The sequence below is a fragment of the Streptomyces olivochromogenes genome (assembly GCF_021538895.1).
GTDB lineage: Bacteria > Actinomycetota > Actinomycetes > Streptomycetales > Streptomycetaceae > Streptomyces > Streptomyces olivochromogenes_A.
On sequence record NZ_JADDRL010000058.1, the window covers coordinates 1 to 16,540 of the forward strand.

General features: G+C 72.8%; 15 protein-coding genes. 4 read left to right on the forward strand and 11 right to left on the reverse strand.

Features of this window, described 5'->3' with window-relative positions:
- Nucleotides 1–7 precede the first annotated feature (7 nt).
- Nucleotides 8–1,528: an aldehyde dehydrogenase family protein gene (locus IPZ69_RS26775; RefSeq protein ID WP_235457069.1), complete on the reverse strand. Its 1,521-nt coding sequence runs from the start codon at nt 1,526–1,528 to the stop codon at nt 8–10.
- Nucleotides 1,529–1,701: 173 nt separating this feature from the next.
- Nucleotides 1,702–2,277: a mycothiol transferase gene (locus tag IPZ69_RS26780; protein ID WP_235457070.1), complete on the reverse strand. Its 576-nt coding sequence runs from the start codon at nt 2,275–2,277 to the stop codon at nt 1,702–1,704.
- Between the two features lie 58 nt (nt 2,278–2,335).
- Between IPZ69_RS26780 and IPZ69_RS26785 the strand changes: the two genes are divergently transcribed.
- Nucleotides 2,336–3,325, forward strand: a complete 990-nt coding sequence (locus IPZ69_RS26785; RefSeq protein ID WP_235457071.1) for a helix-turn-helix transcriptional regulator — start codon at nt 2,336–2,338, stop codon at nt 3,323–3,325.
- Between the two features lie 12 nt (nt 3,326–3,337).
- Nucleotides 3,338–4,273, forward strand: a complete 936-nt coding sequence (locus IPZ69_RS26790; RefSeq protein ID WP_235457072.1) for a bifunctional helix-turn-helix transcriptional regulator/GNAT family N-acetyltransferase — start codon at nt 3,338–3,340, stop codon at nt 4,271–4,273.
- On the opposite strand, the gene IPZ69_RS26795 is transcribed toward IPZ69_RS26790, so the two are convergent.
- Nucleotides 4,270–5,214 (reverse strand): LysR family transcriptional regulator, encoded by a 945-nt coding sequence (locus IPZ69_RS26795; protein ID WP_235457073.1) that lies wholly within the window; start codon nt 5,212–5,214, stop codon nt 4,270–4,272. The two genes, IPZ69_RS26790 and IPZ69_RS26795, sit on opposite strands and share 4 nt — an antisense overlap.
- Nucleotides 5,215–5,310: 96 nt before the next feature.
- Between IPZ69_RS26795 and IPZ69_RS26800 the strand changes: the two genes are divergently transcribed.
- On the forward strand, nt 5,311–6,723 hold the full coding sequence (locus IPZ69_RS26800; protein ID WP_235457074.1) for an MFS transporter: 1,413 nt from the start codon (nt 5,311–5,313) through the stop codon (nt 6,721–6,723).
- Nucleotides 6,724–6,736: 13 nt separating this feature from the next.
- On the opposite strand, the gene IPZ69_RS26805 is transcribed toward IPZ69_RS26800, so the two are convergent.
- The 6 genes from IPZ69_RS26805 to IPZ69_RS26830 form a co-directional block, all read right to left on the reverse strand.
- Nucleotides 6,737–7,843, reverse strand: coding sequence for a hypothetical protein (locus tag IPZ69_RS26805; RefSeq protein ID WP_235457075.1), 1,107 nt, complete (start codon nt 7,841–7,843; stop codon nt 6,737–6,739).
- A gap of 144 nt (nt 7,844–7,987) precedes the next feature.
- Nucleotides 7,988–8,977, reverse strand: a complete 990-nt coding sequence (locus IPZ69_RS26810) for a malate dehydrogenase (RefSeq protein WP_235457076.1) — start codon at nt 8,975–8,977, stop codon at nt 7,988–7,990.
- A gap of 372 nt (nt 8,978–9,349) precedes the next feature.
- On the reverse strand, nt 9,350–10,639 hold the full coding sequence (locus IPZ69_RS26815) for a helix-turn-helix domain-containing protein (protein WP_235457077.1): 1,290 nt from the start codon (nt 10,637–10,639) through the stop codon (nt 9,350–9,352).
- A gap of 353 nt (nt 10,640–10,992) precedes the next feature.
- Nucleotides 10,993–11,463, reverse strand: coding sequence for a helix-turn-helix domain-containing protein (locus IPZ69_RS26820; RefSeq protein ID WP_235457078.1), 471 nt, complete (start codon nt 11,461–11,463; stop codon nt 10,993–10,995).
- A 278-nt stretch (nt 11,464–11,741) separates the two neighbouring features.
- Complete coding sequence (locus IPZ69_RS26825) at nt 11,742–12,179, reverse strand: DUF3017 domain-containing protein (protein ID WP_308407546.1); 438 nt, start codon at nt 12,177–12,179, stop codon at nt 11,742–11,744.
- A 187-nt stretch (nt 12,180–12,366) separates the two neighbouring features.
- Nucleotides 12,367–13,221: a bifunctional methylenetetrahydrofolate dehydrogenase/methenyltetrahydrofolate cyclohydrolase gene (locus IPZ69_RS26830; protein WP_235457080.1), complete on the reverse strand. Its 855-nt coding sequence runs from the start codon at nt 13,219–13,221 to the stop codon at nt 12,367–12,369.
- A gap of 269 nt (nt 13,222–13,490) precedes the next feature.
- On the opposite strand from IPZ69_RS26830, the gene IPZ69_RS26835 reads away from it, so the two are divergent.
- Nucleotides 13,491–14,099 (forward strand): hypothetical protein, encoded by a 609-nt coding sequence (locus tag IPZ69_RS26835; RefSeq protein ID WP_235457081.1) that lies wholly within the window; start codon nt 13,491–13,493, stop codon nt 14,097–14,099.
- Between the two features lie 109 nt (nt 14,100–14,208).
- On the opposite strand, the gene purH is transcribed toward IPZ69_RS26835, so the two are convergent.
- Complete coding sequence (purH, locus tag IPZ69_RS26840) at nt 14,209–15,780, reverse strand: bifunctional phosphoribosylaminoimidazolecarboxamide formyltransferase/IMP cyclohydrolase (RefSeq protein WP_235457082.1); 1,572 nt, start codon at nt 15,778–15,780, stop codon at nt 14,209–14,211.
- Nucleotides 15,777–16,406 carry a phosphoribosylglycinamide formyltransferase gene (purN, locus tag IPZ69_RS26845; protein WP_235457083.1) on the reverse strand — a complete coding sequence of 210 codons (630 nt, stop codon included), beginning with the start codon at nt 16,404–16,406 and terminating at the stop codon, nt 15,777–15,779. The genes purH and purN overlap by 4 nt, the downstream gene beginning before the upstream one ends.
- Nucleotides 16,407–16,540 lie beyond the last annotated feature (134 nt).

The following is a 16,540-nucleotide window of genomic DNA, read 5'->3' on the forward strand; positions in this document are numbered from 1 at the left end:
GGCGGTCTCAGCCCGCGAACCAGCGCACCGGCCTGGGCGCCAGGTTCTGGTAGACGTGCTTGGTCTCGCGGTACTCGGCGAGCCCGGTGGGTCCCAGCTCGCGGCCGACGCCGCTCTTGCCGAAGCCGCCCCACTCCGCCTGCGGAAGGTAGGGGTGGAAGTCGTTGATCCAGACGGTGCCGTGCCGCAGCCGTCCCGCGACGCGCCGGGCGCGGCCCGCGTCGGTGGTCCAGACGGCGCCGGCGAGGCCGTACTCCGTGTCGTTGGCGAGGAAGACCGCCTCGTCCTCGGTGCGGAAGGTCTCGACGGTGAGGACCGGCCCGAAGACCTCCTCCCGGACGACCTTCATCTCCCGGTGGCAGTGGTCGAGGACGGTCGGCTCGTAGAAGTAGCCGGTGGCGGGCCGCTCGGCGGACGGCTCGGGACGCTTGCCGCCGCTGCGCAGCACGGCGCCCTCGGCGAGGGCCGAGGCGACGTACGCCTCGACCTTGGCGCGCTGCTGCTCGGAGACGAGCGGGCCGCACTCCACGCCCTGCTCGGTGCCCCGGCCGAGGCGGATGCGCTGGGCCCGGCGGGCGAGTTCGGCGACGAAGCGGTCCCGGACGGACTCCTCGACGATGAGACGGCCGCCCGCCGAGCAGACCTGGCCGCTGTGGATGAAGGCGGCGTTGAGGGCCTGGTCGACGGCGGTGTCGAAGCCCTCGTCGGTGGCGCAGGCGTCGGCGAAGACGACGTTGGGGTTCTTGCCGCCGAGTTCGAGGGCGACCTTCTTGACGCTCGGGGCGGCGGCCTGGGCGACCTTGACGCCGCTGACCAGGCCTCCGGTGAAGGAGACCAGGTCGACGTCGGGGTGCTCGGCGAGCCGGGCGCCGACCGAGTGGCCGGGCCCGGTGACGAGGTTCGCGGCCCCGGCGGGCAGCCCGGCCTCGGCGAGCAGGTCGATCAGGGCGATCGTGGTCAGCGGGGTGATCTCGCTGGGCTTGATCACGAAGGTGTTCCCGGCGGCGAGCGCGGGCGCGATCTTCCAACTGGCCTGGAGGAGCGGGTAGTTCCAGGGGGTGATCAGCGCGCAGACGCCGACCGGCTCGTGGACGACCACGCTGTGGATGTCGGCCGAGCCCGCGTCGACGACCCGGCCCGGGGCCTCGGCGGCGACGAGGTCGGCGAAGTAGCGGAAGGCGTCGGCGACGCAGTCGATGTCGACGCGGCCCTCTTCGAGGGTCTTGCCCGCGTCCCGGCTCTCCAGCAGCCCGAGTTCCTCGCGGTCGCGCACCAACAGGTCGGCCACCTTGCGCAGCAGCGCGGCCCGTGCGGCGACGGGCGTGCGCGGCCACTCGCCGGCGTCGAAGGCGCGGCGGGCGGCGGCCACCGCGAGCTCCGCGTCCTTCTCGTCGCCCTCGGCGACCACGGCGAACGGCCGGGCGTCCGCGGGGTCGAGGATCTCGCGCGTCGCGCCGGAGACCGCTTCCTGCCACACCCCTCCCGCGTGAATGGTCGCCCCGGCCTGTCGTTCCGCTCTGTCCGCCATGATCGGTATTGCCTTCCGTTCCTGTTCAGTGCCCCTGTGTCACACACGTGTCACTCTCGGGGACCGCCACCGCCTGCCCCGGACCTCGGATTGCATGCGCAATCGGTGGGGGAAAGTGCGCGGCGTCACTGAGGATTCGAACACAGTTCGGACATGGAGGGACAAAAACCGTCTCAGAAGTCGGTCGGCGGGTCCTCTCCCACCCGGCCGTCGATCGACTCCCGGATCAGGTCGGCGTGGCCGGTGTGGCGGCCGTACTCCTCGATGAGGTCGATCAGCAGCAGGCGCAGCCTGGGGTTTCGGCCGTCGCGGGTGGTGAAGGCCGCGCGGAAGTCGGCCCCGGCCCGCGCGGCCGCCTGCCGCACCTGGGCCCGGGAGCGGGCCACGGCCTCGTGCCACAGGCCGTACAGCCGCTCGGGGCTGTCGGAGGCGGCCGAGCGCCACTCCCAGTCGGGCTCGGCGTCCCAGTCCACCGCGTCCCACGGCGGCGGCAGCGTCCGCCCGGTGAGCCGTCGGGTGAGGTACTCGTCCTCCACCAGCGCCAGATGCTTCAGCAGCCCGCCCAGGGTGAGCGCGGAGGACGGGATCCGGTGGGCGAGGCCGGCCGCGTCCAGGCCCTCGCACTTCCAGGCGAACGTCCGGCGCTGCCGTTCCAGGGAGCCGATCAGGGTGTCGATCTCGCTTCCCTCGACGGGCGGCTCGCGCAGGACGGATTCCGTGCTCTCGGTCATGCCGGGGTGCTCGCTCATGACGGGCACGCTACGGTCCGTTCCGGACGATCGGCTGCCGGAATGTACGGGGACTTCGATGACGCACGACGAGAGCCCCACCGCCCGCGCCCTGCTGCTCCTGGAGCTGCTGCAGAACAGCCCCGGGATCACCGCCGAGCGGCTGTCCGGCCGGCTCGGCGTCTCCGAGCGGGCCGTGCGCCGGTACGTGGGGATCCTGCGCGAGGCCGGGATCCCGGTGGAGTCGACGCGCGGTCCGTACGGCGGCTACCGGGTGGGCCGGGGGCTGCGGCTGCCGCCGCTGACGTTCACGGCGGCGGAGGCCCTCGGGCTGGTGATGGCGGTCCTGGACGGCCATCACGACGCGGCCGACCCGGCGGGACCGGTGGGCGCCGCGCTCGGCAAGATCCTGCGGGTGCTCCCGGAGCCGGTGGCGCGCCCGGCCGCGGCCGTCCGCGCGGTCAGCACGCGCGGCGGCGACCCGTACGCCACGACACCCGACGCCGCCACCACGGCCGACCTCGTCCAGTCCTGCGCCGAGGGCCGCCGGCTGCGCGTCGGCTACCGGCTCGGGGCGAAGGGCGTACGGGAGATGGAGGTCGACCCGTGGGCCGTCGTCGTCCACCACGGCCGCTGGTACCTGCTGTGCTGGTCGCACACCCGGGACGCCCGGCGGGTCCTCAGGGTGGACCGGATCACCGGGGTCGCACCGCTCGACGCGACCTTCACCCCGCCCGAGGACCTCGACCCGCTGGCCACCGTGGAGGAGCACCTCTCCGAGGGCTGGACGCACGAGGTCGAGGTCCTGATCGACGCGCCCGCCGAGCGGGTCGCGCGGTGGCTGCCGCGCAGCCTGGGCCGCCCCGAGCCGGTCGACGAGCACACCACCCGGCTGCGGGCCACCACCGACGAGCCCGACTGGTACGTCCGGCAGCTCGCCGAGCTCCGGGTCCCGTTCCGGATCGTCCGGCCCGAGGAGCTGCGGGCGGCCGCCCGTGACCTGGGACGGCGGCTCCTGGCCGCGGCGGAGGAGGACTCGGACCTGGACCCCTCGGACTTCTTTGACTAAGGTCAAAGATTCATGGAGACGGAATCGGAGCAGGCCCCCGAGCCGGTGTCGACGGAGCACGTCGCCGCCTTCCGCCGGTTCAACCGCTACTTCACACGCCGCATCGGCGCCCTCGACGACCACTACCTCGGCCAGGACCGCCCGCTCGGCGAGGCCCGTCTGCTGTTCGAGATCGGCGACGGGGCCTCCCTGCGCGACCTGCGCGGCCGGCTCGGCCTGGATGCCGGGTACCTCAGCCGGATGGCGCGGGCGCTTCAGGCGCAGGGCCTGGTCCGCGTCCGCGTCCCGGCGCACGACAACCGGCTCAGGATCCTCGAACCGACCCCGGCCGGACGCACCGAGCTCAAGGAGCAGAACCGGCGCGCCGAGGCGCTGGCGGCCGGACTGCTGTCGGGCCTCACCGCCGGTCAGCGCGCCGAGCTGACCGGGGCCATGGCCACCACCCGGCGCCTGCTGCGCCTCGCGGGCATCGCCGTCGAACTGGTCGACGGCGCCTCAGTGGACGCCCGGGCCTGCCTGGCCGCGTACGCCGCCGACATCGACGCGCGGTTCCCGGAGGGCTTCGAGGCGACCGACCTGGTGCGGCCCGAGGAGGTGTCCGGGGACGCCGGTGCCGTCCTGGTCGCGTACGAGGAGGGGCGGCCGGTGGGCTGCGGGGCGCTGCGGCGACTGGCGGACGGCGTGGGCGAGATCCGGCACGTGTGGGTGCACGCGGACGCGCGCCGGCTGGGCCTCGCCCGACGGCTCCTCGACGGGCTGGAGCGGGAGGCACGGACCCGGGGGCTCCAGGTCGTACGACTGGACACGCACGCGGTGCTCACGGAGGCACAGGCGATGTACCGGGCGTGCGGCTACACCGAGATCCCCCGCTACGACGACAACATCCATGCCAGCCACTGGTTCGAGAAGCGACTGGCCGCTGGCGACCGGGACGAGGACGGCGTCTAGGGGGCGGTGCCGCCGGTCGGCCGCCGGGTCACCAGGTCCCGTACGCAGGAGCGCAGCCAGGCGTGGGCCGGGTCGGCGTCGTGGCGGGGGTGCCAGGCCATCCCCAGCCGGAGCGTGGGGAGTCGGAGCGGCACCTCGAAGGTGGCCAGCCCCAGCGCGGCGGCCAGCGGCAGCGCCCAGGAGCTGATCAGGCCGATCAGGTCGGTGTCGCGCAGCACGAAGAGCGAGGCCGGGAAGGTGCCGACGGTGCCCACGACCCGGCGTTCCAGGCCGAGTTCGGCGAGGGCGGCGTCGACCGGTCCGTGCAGCCTGCCGCGCCGCGAGACGTTCAGGTGATCGGCCGCCACGGCGAACCGCTCCGGCGTCAACTCGCCGGTGAGCAGCGGGTGTCCGGCCCGTACGGCGCCGAGCATCCGGTCCTCGCCCAAGGGCTCCACGTGCACCTCGGGCGCGGTCGTGTCGACCACCCCGACCTCCAGGTCGGCGGTGCCCTGGCGCAGATACGGCGCGTCGACGTGGCTCTCGGCCAGGAAGCGGATGCGGATGCCGGGGGCCTGATCGGCGGCGCGGGCGTAGAGGGCCGCGGCGTGCGCGGCGGCGAGCGCGTCGGGGCCGATGATCGTGAAGGTCCGGGAGACCGTGCGCAGGTCGGTGTCCCGGCCGGGCGTGAACAGGGCGCGGGCCCGCTCCACCACCGCGCTCACCTCGGCGCGCACGGCCAGCGCGTGCGGGGTGGGCACCATCTGACGCCCGGCACGCACCAGCACCGGATCGCCGAGCGCCTTGCGGATCCGGCCGAGGGTGCGGCTCATCGCCGGTTCGGACAGGTGGAGGCGGCGGGCGGCGCCCTGGACGCTCTGCTCCTCCAGGAGCACGTCCAGGGCGACCAGCAGATTCAGATCGAGGCCGGTCGACGGCCCATTGGATTGCGTCACGCGCAACCGTCCCTTGCAAAGGTTGCACTGGAAAGCAGGTCGACGCCGAGCCTACGGTGACAGGGCACCCCACACCACACCACCAAGCTCCCGGGAGGAGCCGTGCCCTCGCACGCCCTGAAACGCTCGACACTCCTCGCCCTGTGCGCCTGCGTGCTGGTCGCGCAGAGCATGGTCGCCGCCATCAACCTGCTGATCCCCGAACTGGGTTCGTCGTCCCTGCACCCCTCGCACACCGAGATCCTGTGGACGGTCGACGCGTACGTCATCGCCTTCGCCGGACTGCTCATCCCGGCCGGCGCGCTCGGCGACCGGTACGGCCGCAAGGCCGCCCTGCTCGCCGGGCTGGCCCTGTTCGCGGCGGGCGCCGCCACCAGCGCGCTCGCGCCCGGTCCCGCCGTACTGATCGCGGGCCGGGGCCTGTCCGGCGCCGGGGCCGCGCTGATCACGCCCGCCACGATGTCGATCCTGGTCCACCTGTCCGCCCCGGAGCACCGCGCCCGCGTCATGGCCTCCTGGACGCTGGCGATCGGCGTCGGCGGCGCGCTGGGCAACCTGGGCGGCGGCCTGGTCGGCCAGTACCTGTCCTGGCGGGTGCTGTTCGCGGCGATGGTGCCGCTGGCCGCGCTCCTCGCCGTGGCGGTCATGGTCACCACCCCGCGCACGGAACGCTCCGCGCACAGCAACCTCGACCCCCTCGGCACGCTGCTGCTGACGGCGGGCCTGGTCGCCGTCCTCTTCGGCATCATCGAGGGCCCGGCGTACGGTTGGAGCTCCCCGCGCATCCTGGGCTCGTTCGCGGCGGGCGCCCTGCTGGTCACGCTCTTCACCGTGCACGCCCTGCGCTCGCCCCGGCCGCTGTTCGACCCGCGCGTCTTCGCCTCCGCCCGGCTGCGCGCCGCCACCCTCGGCACGGCCACCGGCTTCTTCGGCCTGTTCTCGCTCTTCTTCGTCAACTCCCAGTACCTGCAAGGCGTCAAGGGCTTCGGCCCCGCCGTCACCGGCGTCGCGATCATGCCCGTCACGGTCGGCATGGCGCTCGTGCCGAGGTTCGCCGCGCGCTGGGCGAACCGCCCGCGTCCGGTGGTCGGCGCCGGGCTCGCCCTGATCGGCCTCGGCCTGCTCGGCGTGTCCACCGCCGACGCGGGCACGCCCTACGGGATGTACGTCGTCTGGCTGCTCGTCATCTCGGCCGGCACCGGACTGTCCATGCCGGCCCTGACCCTCGGCGTCGTCAGTTCCCTGCCGCCCCACCAGGCGGGCCTCGGCTCCGGGCTCGCCACCACGGCCCGCGAGACCGGCGCGGCCCTGGGCGTCGCCGTCACCGGCACGATCCTGGCCGCCCACTCCGACCTCACCGACGGCATGGGCCCGGCCCTGCGCACGGTCGCCCTGCTGGTGCTGGCCGCGACGGCACTCGTGATCGTCGAGTACGGCGGCCGGACGCGCTCACGCACGGCCGCCTCCGGCCGCGACCGGGTCCTGTCGGGTTCGGCCGGGTCGGGACGCGGCTAGGTTCGGGACGCGGTCAACGGCACGAGGCGCCCGTGGGGCAGAACGAGGCGACCGCGGCGTCGAGGGGGGTGCGGACCCGGGTGGCCGGCAGGTCCTCGGGACCGCTGGAGCGGATCGCGTAGAGGGTGCCGTCGGCCGCCTGGAAGCGGTGGTCGATGACCTGGCGGGCGCCCTTGTCCCGGTCGTCGTAGCGGTACGACAGCTCGGCCCAGGAGTCGCCCGAGGTGCGGTCGAGAGACTGGTAGCCGGGCTGGTGCGAGTAGCCGTAGTCGGCGTTCTCGGCCAGGTCCAGGGACTCGGCCGGAGTCGACTCCGAGAGCTCGAAGATCTGCAGCTGGCGGCCGTCGGACGGGGCGTCGTAGAAGACCACCTCGGCCTTCTCCCCCTGCTTCTGCCTGCGCTTCCAGCCGTCGGGGACGTTGAGGGTGTAGCCGACCGGGTCCCGCCGGACGCGGTAGCCCGACGGGGGCGAGGAGCCGAGCGTCGAGGCCGACGGGCCGTCCGACGACCCGCTCGCCGAGACGCCGGCACCGCCGCCCGCCGACCCTCGCGCCGCGGGTCCGGTGTCGTCGCCGCGGCCGACGTACCAGACCCCGAGCGCGGTGCCCACGGCGACGACCAGCACGGCGATGACCGCGAGCGCCCGCCCGGCCCCTCGCGGGCCCGCCGTACTCCCGGTGCCCACCCCGTACGAGGGGGTCTGCGGAGGCGGCGTCCAGCCCGGCTGCCCTAACGGGGTGGGCCCCGAAGTCCCCCCGTCGATCGGGGGCACGGGCACGCTCACGTACGTCTCGGCGGACGCCCAGGGCGACGCGGACGGCGCGGGCGGCGGAGGCGTCGTGGGAGCGTCATGGCGCCGGTCGGACCGCGGCGGTGGCGGATCACCGGCGCGCCGGTCCGCCCCGGGTGTCGTGGGCGTCGTCGACGGCGGGGGCGTCGTGGGAGCGTCGTGGCGCCGGTCCGCCCGGGGCCGCGGGGGATCGTCCGCGCGGCGATCGGCCCACGGCTGCGCCGGCGTCGACTCCTGGGTGGACCAGGACGCCTGGCCTCTGTCCTCGCCGGGCTCGTGCCGTGGCCCGGAGTCGTGCCCGTCCTGACCGGTGCTGTCCCATTCACTCATCGCGAACCCCCCGAATCACCGCGCGTAGTACCGCTCTTGACGGTAGCGGTGAAAACGGGCGCGGGCCCCGTTCCGGCAGAAAACCGGAACGGGGCCCGTGCGGGTTCGTCATGGAAACCGTCCGCCGGACGGCTGCCGCTTCGCTCAGATGAGGCCGAGGGCGCGGACCGCGTCGCGCTCCTCCTCCAGCTCCTTCACCGACGCCTCGATGCGGGTGCGGGAGAACTCGTTGATGTCCAGGCCCTGGACGATCTCGTACGCGCCGTCCTTGGTGGTGACGGGGAAGGAGGAGATCAGGCCCTCCGGGACGCCGTAGGAGCCGTCCGACGGGATGCCCATGGAGGTCCAGTCGCCCTCGGCGGTGCCGTTGACCCAGGTGTGGACGTGGTCGATGGCGGCGTTGGCGGCGGAGGCGGCCGACGAGGCGCCACGGGCCTCGATGATCGCGGCACCGCGCTTGGCGACGGTCGGGATGAACTCCTCGGCCAGCCACTTCTCGTCGTTCACGACCTCGGCGGCGTTCTTGCCGGCGACCGAGGCGTGGAAGATGTCGGGGTACTGGGTGGCGGAGTGGTTGCCCCAGATGGTCAGGCGCTTGATGTCGGCGACCGTGGAGCCCGTCTTCTTCGCGAGCTGGGTCAGCGCGCGGTTGTGGTCCAGGCGGGTCATCGCGGTGAAGCGCTCGGCCGGCACGTCCGGGGCGGCGGCCTGGGCGATCAGGGCGTTGGTGTTGGCCGGGTTGCCGACGACCAGGACCTTGATGTCGTCCGCGGCGTGGTCGTTGATGGCCTTGCCCTGCGGCTTGAAGATGCCGCCGTTGGCGGAGAGCAGGTCGCCGCGCTCCATGCCCTTGGTGCGCGGGCGGGCGCCCACGAGGAGGGCGACGTTGGCGCCGTCGAAGGCCACGTTCGGGTCGTCCGTGATGTCGATGCCCTGCAGGAGCGGGAACGCGCAGTCGTCCAGCTCCATGGCCGTGCCCTCGGCGGCCTTCAGCGCCGGGGTGATCTCCAGGAGGCGCAGCTTGACCGGCACGTCCGCGCCGAGCAGCTGGCCGGAGGCGATGCGGAAGAGCAGGGCGTAACCGATCTGGCCGGCCGCGCCGGTGACGGTGACGTTCACGGGAGTGCGGGTCATGGCGTTCTCCGTATGACAGCTGGCGGTGGGGCGTCCCTGCCCCGGGGGTCCGGGATCCCGCGCCCCGGCTCGTGACCGGTGCCGCTGCGATGATCGATCACGGGTACGGATGATCGATCTCTTGGCGTCAAGAGAGATCCAGCGGTCAGGCTATCGCGCCCGTGGGATCCCCGACGTCCGGGCTCGTGTGGCCCGTCCCACAGGGCGGCGAAAAAAGGCGGCCGCCCGTCCGGGAGAGGTGGAACGGAAACGGCCGCCGGTCGGGGGTACCGACTTTCCGGACTCCCGTGGGGGTACGGTTCGCGTGCCCACGATTCCGGCGGCCATGCCTGCTCACCGCGGTTTCTTTTTCTTTTTCCGGGTGCCGCCGCCCTACTGCGTGCACCCCGTCCGTCCCGAGGCCAGCGTCGCGCACGCCTTCACCTCGGCCGCGTCCTTCACGGACACCATCGGCGTGTACGCGATGGTGTCGCCGGCGGTGGTGATGTCGCCCTTCTGCTTGACCTTGCCCAGGGTGACCTCGACCCGGTCGCCCTGCGCGGCCCCGGTGATCCGCCCCCATGCCGCACCGCAGGTCTTGCTGTAGCGGACTTCGAGGACGGTCGTGCCGACGGTGGCGCTCTTGGCGGTGGTCACCAGGTCGCCGCTGCACCCCATGCTCTCCGCGTCCTTGCCGGTGCAGCCGGCGCCGGCGCACTTGACGCCGGGGGGCAGGTCGGGGTTGGCGGTGGCGGACGGGGACGGTGACTTGGCCGCCCCCTCGTGCTTCTTGCCGTCGCCGGGGCGGAAGAGGAAGAAGACGGCGGCGATGACGACGAGCACGCCGACGGCGCCCGCGAGGAACATCGTCACCCGCCGCCCGCCCCCGCCCGCGCCGGTGGCGGAGCCGCCCGGCCGCGGACCCTGCGGAGGCTCGCCGTACGGGCCCGGCGCGCCCGGAGTCCAGCCGGCCCCCGGCGCGGAGGACGGCGCCGCGGGAGCCGCCGAGGACGCCGAAGGCATCGACGACGCCGGGCCGGAGGCACGGCGGCTCGCCTGTGACGGACCCTCGTACCCGGCCAGTTTCCAGGAGTTGGCGCCGCCCGCCGGGGACGCGTTGCCGCCGCCCGCCTGTGACGTGCGCGCCGCCTCCTCCCGGGCGTCGGCGTCGGGTGCCGTCGGCTGCGGCGGGATGGTGGGCGACACGCCCGCGGGACCGGCGATGCCGGGGGTCGCGGTCGTACTGCCGCCCTTGCGGCTCGACTTGGTCCCGGTGGTCCCGGTGGTCCCGGTGGTCCCGGTGGTGCCGGTGGTCCCGGTGGTGCCGGCCGCCGGCCCGCCGAGGCCCGCCGCGGAACCGCCGAAGTCCCCGAGCGCGGCGCGCGCCTGGGAGATCCGGATCGCTTCCATGGTCATGTCGTGGCGCATCTCCGAACGGCTCCAGGCGCGCTCGGCGAGCTCCCACATGGTCGTGAGGTGGATGGGATTGGTGCCGGTGACCTCGGCGAGCGCGACGATCGCGCCCTTGGGCGCGAGGAGCCGGCCGCCCAGGTAACGCTCCCAGGACGTCTTGCTGTAGCCCGTGCGGTCGGCCAGCGCCGCGATGCCCAGACCGCTGCGGTCCACGAGCCGCCGCAGCTGACTCGTGAACTCCTTGACCTGCGGATCGAGTTCATCAGGCAAGGCTTTCCAACGAGGCATTGTCGCCCCCCTCTTTTCCCCCGGTCGGTGCTGTTGTGTTCCCGCGCTTGTCCCCGTGTGCCGCGCGCGTTGGGCCCTGTACCAGTCCCCGTTCTGGCTACCCACAGGGATGTGCTCCCCGAGGGTCGTAGTTCCCGGGATGGGGGCGCACGGGAGCAGAAGGGCCCATTGGGCATGCACCGTTGCACGCCGACCGCTCCTCGGTCCACCGGACCGTCCCGATTGGACACGTTAGCCCGTTTGTGCGAAGCCCTCCGCGCCCGTACCCGAATCTGTCAACACATCGGCACAGGGGCTGCATATCCGTGACCTCGCACGTCACAGGGGGGTTCAGGTCACCCCAGGACCACAGCGCCGCCCACCGCGACGAGGAGCAGGACGAGCAGCAGCAGGACCGCGTAGAGCAGTAATCGGCCGGTCGGACGGGACGGGGACCGCTCCTCGGGCCGGTCCCACCACGGCAGGGTGGGGTCGTCCTCGTACCCCTCGTCGCCGTCGGGCCGTTCGGTCCCTTCGGGCGGCGTCGCGGGGCGGGGCCAGGCCTGGACGGCCAGTTCCCAGCGGACGGCGTGCCGTTCGGCGTCCGCGTCCTCCAGGCCGGCGACCCGGCACAGGGCGACGACGGCCTGCCGGGGCGGCGGCTGGACGGCGTTGAGATAGCGCTGCCAGGAGGACTTGCTGTACGCGGTGCGCGCGCCCAGTGCGACCAGGCTGAGGCCGGTGCGGTCCTTGAGGGTCCGCAGCTGCTCGACGAAGTTCCGTACCTCCGACGGGAGTTCCTGCGGCAGCGGCTGCCAGCCGCCCATCGTGCACCTCCACGGCTCTTGCCCCGCGTCCTGCCTCGCGTTGCCGGCTCTGAGCAGGTGACGATGCCGGACGGCCGATCGGTTCCCGGGTCGGTGACAGGGCGTGGACCCCGTACCGGAACGGTCACCTCCGTGCCACAGCGCGCTGACAGGAGTTGAACGGGCTGTCGCCGGTGCAGGAGTGTGGATCGCGGCGGCGGTCCGTCCCCGCTCGGGGGAGAGGGCGGGCCGCCGCCGTGTGCCGGACGCCGAGCCGGACATGTCCGGCCCGGCGGGCCCTAGTTGTTGTCCAGCGTGAAGTGCAGGGTGTCCTTCAGGAACGGGATCTCCAGCCACGGCTTCGGCTGAGCCATCAGGGCCAGCAGGACGATCGCCAGGCCCAGGACGCCGTACGTGACGATGTCGGTGAAGCGGGAGCGCACGGCGAGCATGCCGACGCCGGGCAGCACCCAGCGCAGGACGGCGCCGGCGAGCAGCGCCGAGCCGACCACCAGCATCCCGAACCGGAACATGTCGAACGCGGTCAGCAGCAGGCCGATGCCGACCACGGACAGCACGAGCAGCATCGGCCACTGCCGCGCGGGCGCCGGGGCGGCGCCGGAGGCGGCCCGGCCGCCGCCCTCGGGCCGCGCGGTGTCACGGGTGAACAGCGGGAATCGGCGCGTGGTGCGCCGCGGGTGTCCCTCGGCATCGGGCGCGCTGATCGCGTCACGCACGGTCGGCTCCGCCGGCTCCTCGCGGACGGTCCCCGCGGCCCGCTCCTCACGGACGGTCGACTCCGCCTTCTGCTCGCGCACGCTCGGCTCCGTCCGTTCCTCGCGGGCGGTCGGCTCCGTCCGTTCCTCGCGGGCCGCCGCCTCCGCCTTCTGCTCGCGGACGGTTCCCTCCGACTTCCGCTTGTCCTCAGCCGGCACTGCGCTCCGCCGCCTCGACCACGTTGACGAGCAGCTGCGCGCGGGTCATCGGACCCACGCCGCCCGGGTTCGGGGAGATCCAGCCGGCCACCTCGGCGACACCGGGGTGGACATCGCCGACGATCTTGCCCTCGGCGTTGCGCGAGACGCCGACGTCGAGGACGGCCGCGCCCGGCTTGACGTCCTCGGGCCGGATCAGGTGCGCGGAACCGGCGGCCGCGATGATGATGTCGGCCCGCTTGAGGTGGGCGGACAGATCGCGGGTGCCGGTGTGGCACTGGGTCACGGTGGCGTTCTCGCTGCGCCGCGTCAGCAGCAGCGGCATCGGACGGCCGATGGTCACGCCGCGGCCGACGACCACGACCTCGGCGCCCTTGATCTCGACGCCGTAGCGGCGCAGCAGGGTGAGCACGCCGTTGGGGGTGCAGGGCAGCGGGGCCGGCTCGTTCAGGACCAGCCGCCCGAGGTTCATCGGGTGCAGGCCGTCGGCGTCCTTGTCCGGGTCCATCAGTTCGAGGATGCGGTTCTCGTCGATGCCCTTGGGCAGCGGCAGCTGGACGATGTAACCGGTGCAGGCCGGGTCCTCGTTCAGCTCGCGGACGACCGCCTCGATCTCCTCCTGCGTCGCCGTGCCCGGCAGCTCGCGCTGGATGGAGGCGATGCCGACCTCCGCGCAGTCGCGGTGCTTGCCGGCCACGTACTTCTGGCTGCCGGGGTCGTCCCCGACCAGGATCGTGCCGAGGCCGGGCGTGACGCCCTTCTCCTTCAGCGCCGCCACGCGGGCGGTCAGATCGGACTTGATCGCGGCTGCGGTGGCCTTGCCATCGAGAATCTGGGCGGTCATGCCCCCATCCTCGCGGATGACGGGGGCCTGGTTCCAATCCGGGTCCCGATCATGAGCGCCTCATGAGCGCCTCATGAGCACCTCTTGATCAACGATGTTGCACTTGCACAACACATAGCGAATGCGGCTGGACAAGTAATAGTCGGCTAAAGAACGATGAGCACACAGTGCCGCGGGCAGTACCGGGGGGACGGACCGCATCTGTAGAACTCTCCTCCGAACAGTGCCGCGCGTCGTCCCCGCACTTCAGCGACGGAGGAAAGACCGCCATGAGTTTTGGCGACCCGAACAACCCGTACGGCCCGCCCCAGGGCCAACAGCCCGGTTACCCGCCTCAGCCGCCGCAGGGCCAGCCCGGTTACGGCTACCCCGCCGCCCCTCCCCCGCAGCAGCCCGGCTACGGCTACCCCGCCGCCCCGCCGGTCCAGCAGTACGGCTACGGCATGCCGATGGAGATGCCGGGCCTGATGAAGACCTCGCGCGTGCTCCTGTTCGTGCTCGCCGGCTTCCAGATCCTGTTCGGTCTCCTCGCCGGCGTCGCCGTCGGTGCCGCGCAGGACGTCTCCAACGGTGTCGGCTCGGGCGACAGCACGGACAGCCTGGCCGGTCTGGGCTTCCTGATCGCGGGTCTGCTGCTGGCCATGGGCGCCCTCTCGATCTTCCTGGGCGTCAAGTTCAAGACCGGCGGCAGCGGTATCCGCGTCACCACGATCGTCTACGCGTCGCTGATGATCCTCGGCGGCATCGGCAACATCGTGAACGGCGCCAACGGCTCCGCCACCTTCGGTGGCCTGATCTCCCTGGCCATCGCCGGCATCATCCTCGCCTCGATGGTCAACAGCGCGGCCTCGGCCTGGTTCAACCGTCCGCGGTACTGAGCCGGATCGACCGCCGCACGCACTCAGGGCCGTGTCCCACCCCGGTGAAGGGGGGACACGGCCCTGATGCGTTGCCTGTGATCAGTTGCCGGTGATCAGCTGCCGGTGATCAGTGGAAGAAGTGCCGCGTGCCCGTGAAGTACATCGTGACGCCCGCCTTCTTCGCGGCCTCCACTACCAGTTCGTCGCGGACCGAGCCGCCCGGCTGGACGACGGCCTTGACGCCGGCCGCGGTCAGGATCTCCAGCCCGTCCGGGAAGGGGAAGAACGCGTCGGAGGCGGCGTACGAGCCCTGGGCGCGCTCGGCGCCGGCCCGCTCGACGGCCAGCTTCGCGGAGTCGACCCGGTTGACCTGGCCCATGCCGACGCCGACCGAGGCGCCGTCCTTGGCGAGCAGGATGGCGTTGGACTTCACGGCCCGGCAGGCCTTCCAGGCGAAGGCGAGCTCGGCCAGCTCCGCGGGGGACAGCGCCTCGCCGGTCGCCAGCGTCCAGTGGGCCGGGTCGTCGCCGTCGGCCTGCAGCCGGTCGGTCTCCTGGAGCAGCACGCCGCCGTCGACGGCCTTGACCTCGACCGGGTTGGCGGGGGCGCCGGAGGCCTTGAGGACCCGGATGTTCTTCTTCTTGGCGAGGGCCTCCACGGCCCCCTCCTCGTAGTCGGGCGCGACGATGACCTCGGTGAAGATCTCGGCGACCTGCTCGGCCATCTCCTTCGACACCGGGCGGTTGACCGCGATCACGCCGCCGAACGCGGACAGCGGGTCGCAGGCGTGGGCCTTGCGGTGCGCCTCGGCGACGTCCGCGCCGACCGCGATGCCGCAGGGGTTGGCGTGCTTGATGATCGCGACGCACGGCTCGTCGTGGTCGTACGCGGCACGGCGCGCGGCGTCCGTGTCCGTGTAGTTGTTGTACGACATCTCCTTGCCGTGCAGCTGCTCGGCCTGGGCGAGGCCGGTGCCACTGCCGTCGACGTAGAGCGCGGCGGGCTGGTGCGGGTTCTCGCCGTAGCGCAGGGTGTTCTCGCGCTCCCAGGTGGCACCGAGGAAGTCGGGGAACGGCGACTCGTCGACGGGTGCGTACGAGGAGGCGAACCAGGAGGCGACCGCCACGTCGTACGACGCCGTGTGCTGGAATGCCTCGGCGGCGAGCCGCTTGCGGGTGGCCAGGTCGAAGCCGCCGTCCTTGACCGCGGCGAGGACGTCGGCGTACCGGGCGGGGCTGGTGACGACGGCCACGGACGGGTGGTTCTTGGCGGCGGCGCGGACCATCGACGGCCCGCCGATGTCGATCTGCTCGACGCACTCGTCGGGGGAGGCGCCGGAGGCGACGGTCTCGCGGAACGGGTAGAGGTTGACCACGACGAGGTCGAACGGCTCGACACCGAGCTCGGCCAGCTGCCGCTGGTGGTCCTCCAGGCGCAGGTCGGCGAGGATGCCCGCGTGCACCTTCGGGTGCAGGGTCTTGACCCGGCCGTCCAGGCACTCGGGGAAGCCGGTGAGCTCCTCGACCTTGGTGACGGGGACGCCGGCGGCGGCGATGCGGGAGGCGGTGGAGCCGGTGGAGACGAGTTCGACACCGGCCTCGTGCAGCCCGCGGGCGAGCTCTTCGAGCCCGGTCTTGTCGTAGACGCTGACGAGCGCGCGCCGGATGGGCCGCTTGTTGCTCTCGGCGGTGGCGGTCACTGGATAACTACCTTTCGTCCCTCAATGCGATAGCCGTTGCGGGCGATCCGCCCCACGACCTCGACGAGCAGCCTTCGCTCGACTTCCTTGATGCGCTCGTGCAGAGCGCCCTCGTCGTCCTCGTCCCGGACCTCCACCACGCCCTGAGCGATGATCGGCCCGGTGTCGACGCCGTCGTCGACGAAGTGGACGGTGCAGCCGGTGACCTTGACGCCGTACGCGAGCGCGTCCCGTGCGCCGTGGGTCCCGGGAAAACTGGGGAGGAGGGCGGGATGCGTGTTGACGAGCCGCCCGCCGAACCGCGCGAGGAACTCCTTCCCCACGATCTTCATGAACCCGGCGGACACGACGAGGTCGGGCTCGTAGGAGGAGACGGCCTCGGTGAGGGCGAGGTCCCACTCCTCGCGTGTCCCGTAGTCCTTGACCTTCCGCACGAAGGTCGGCAGCCCGGCGCGCTCGGCCCGCGCGAGCCCCTCGATGCCCTCGCGGTCGGCACCGACGGCGACGATCTCGGCGCCGTATGCCTCGGCTCCGGCGCGGGCGATCTCGTCGAGCAGCGCCTGCAGATTGGTGCCTGATCCGGAGACCAGCACGACGAGGCGCTTGGCCACGGGCTTGGCGGCCACAGTGGGGCCCTTTCTCGGGGGAGCGTTGTACGGCGGCCGGTCTCGTACAGCTCTTGTACATTCGTACGAGGGCTTCGCGCCCCGGGATACGGGGAAGTCTACGAAGCGGTCGACCGTCAGCAACGATACCGGCA

Excerpts from the sequence above, each read along its gene's own strand:
- IPZ69_RS26775 (WP_235457069.1), bottom strand. The coding sequence starts at position 1,528 with ATGGCGGACAGAGCGGAACGACAGGCCGGGGCGACCATTCACGCGGGA.
- IPZ69_RS26780 (WP_235457070.1), bottom strand. The coding sequence starts at position 2,277 with ATGAGCGAGCACCCCGGCATGACCGAGAGCACGGAATCCGTCCTGCGC.
- IPZ69_RS26785 (WP_235457071.1), top strand. The coding sequence starts at position 2,336 with ATGACGCACGACGAGAGCCCCACCGCCCGCGCCCTGCTGCTCCTGGAG.
- IPZ69_RS26790 (WP_235457072.1), top strand. The coding sequence starts at position 3,338 with ATGGAGACGGAATCGGAGCAGGCCCCCGAGCCGGTGTCGACGGAGCAC.
- IPZ69_RS26805 (WP_235457075.1), bottom strand. The coding sequence starts at position 7,843 with ATGAGTGAATGGGACAGCACCGGTCAGGACGGGCACGACTCCGGGCCA.
- IPZ69_RS26810 (WP_235457076.1), bottom strand. The coding sequence starts at position 8,977 with ATGACCCGCACTCCCGTGAACGTCACCGTCACCGGCGCGGCCGGCCAG.
- IPZ69_RS26820 (WP_235457078.1), bottom strand. The coding sequence starts at position 11,463 with ATGGGCGGCTGGCAGCCGCTGCCGCAGGAACTCCCGTCGGAGGTACGG.
- IPZ69_RS26830 (WP_235457080.1), bottom strand. The coding sequence starts at position 13,221 with ATGACCGCCCAGATTCTCGATGGCAAGGCCACCGCAGCCGCGATCAAG.
- IPZ69_RS26835 (WP_235457081.1), top strand. The coding sequence starts at position 13,491 with ATGAGTTTTGGCGACCCGAACAACCCGTACGGCCCGCCCCAGGGCCAA.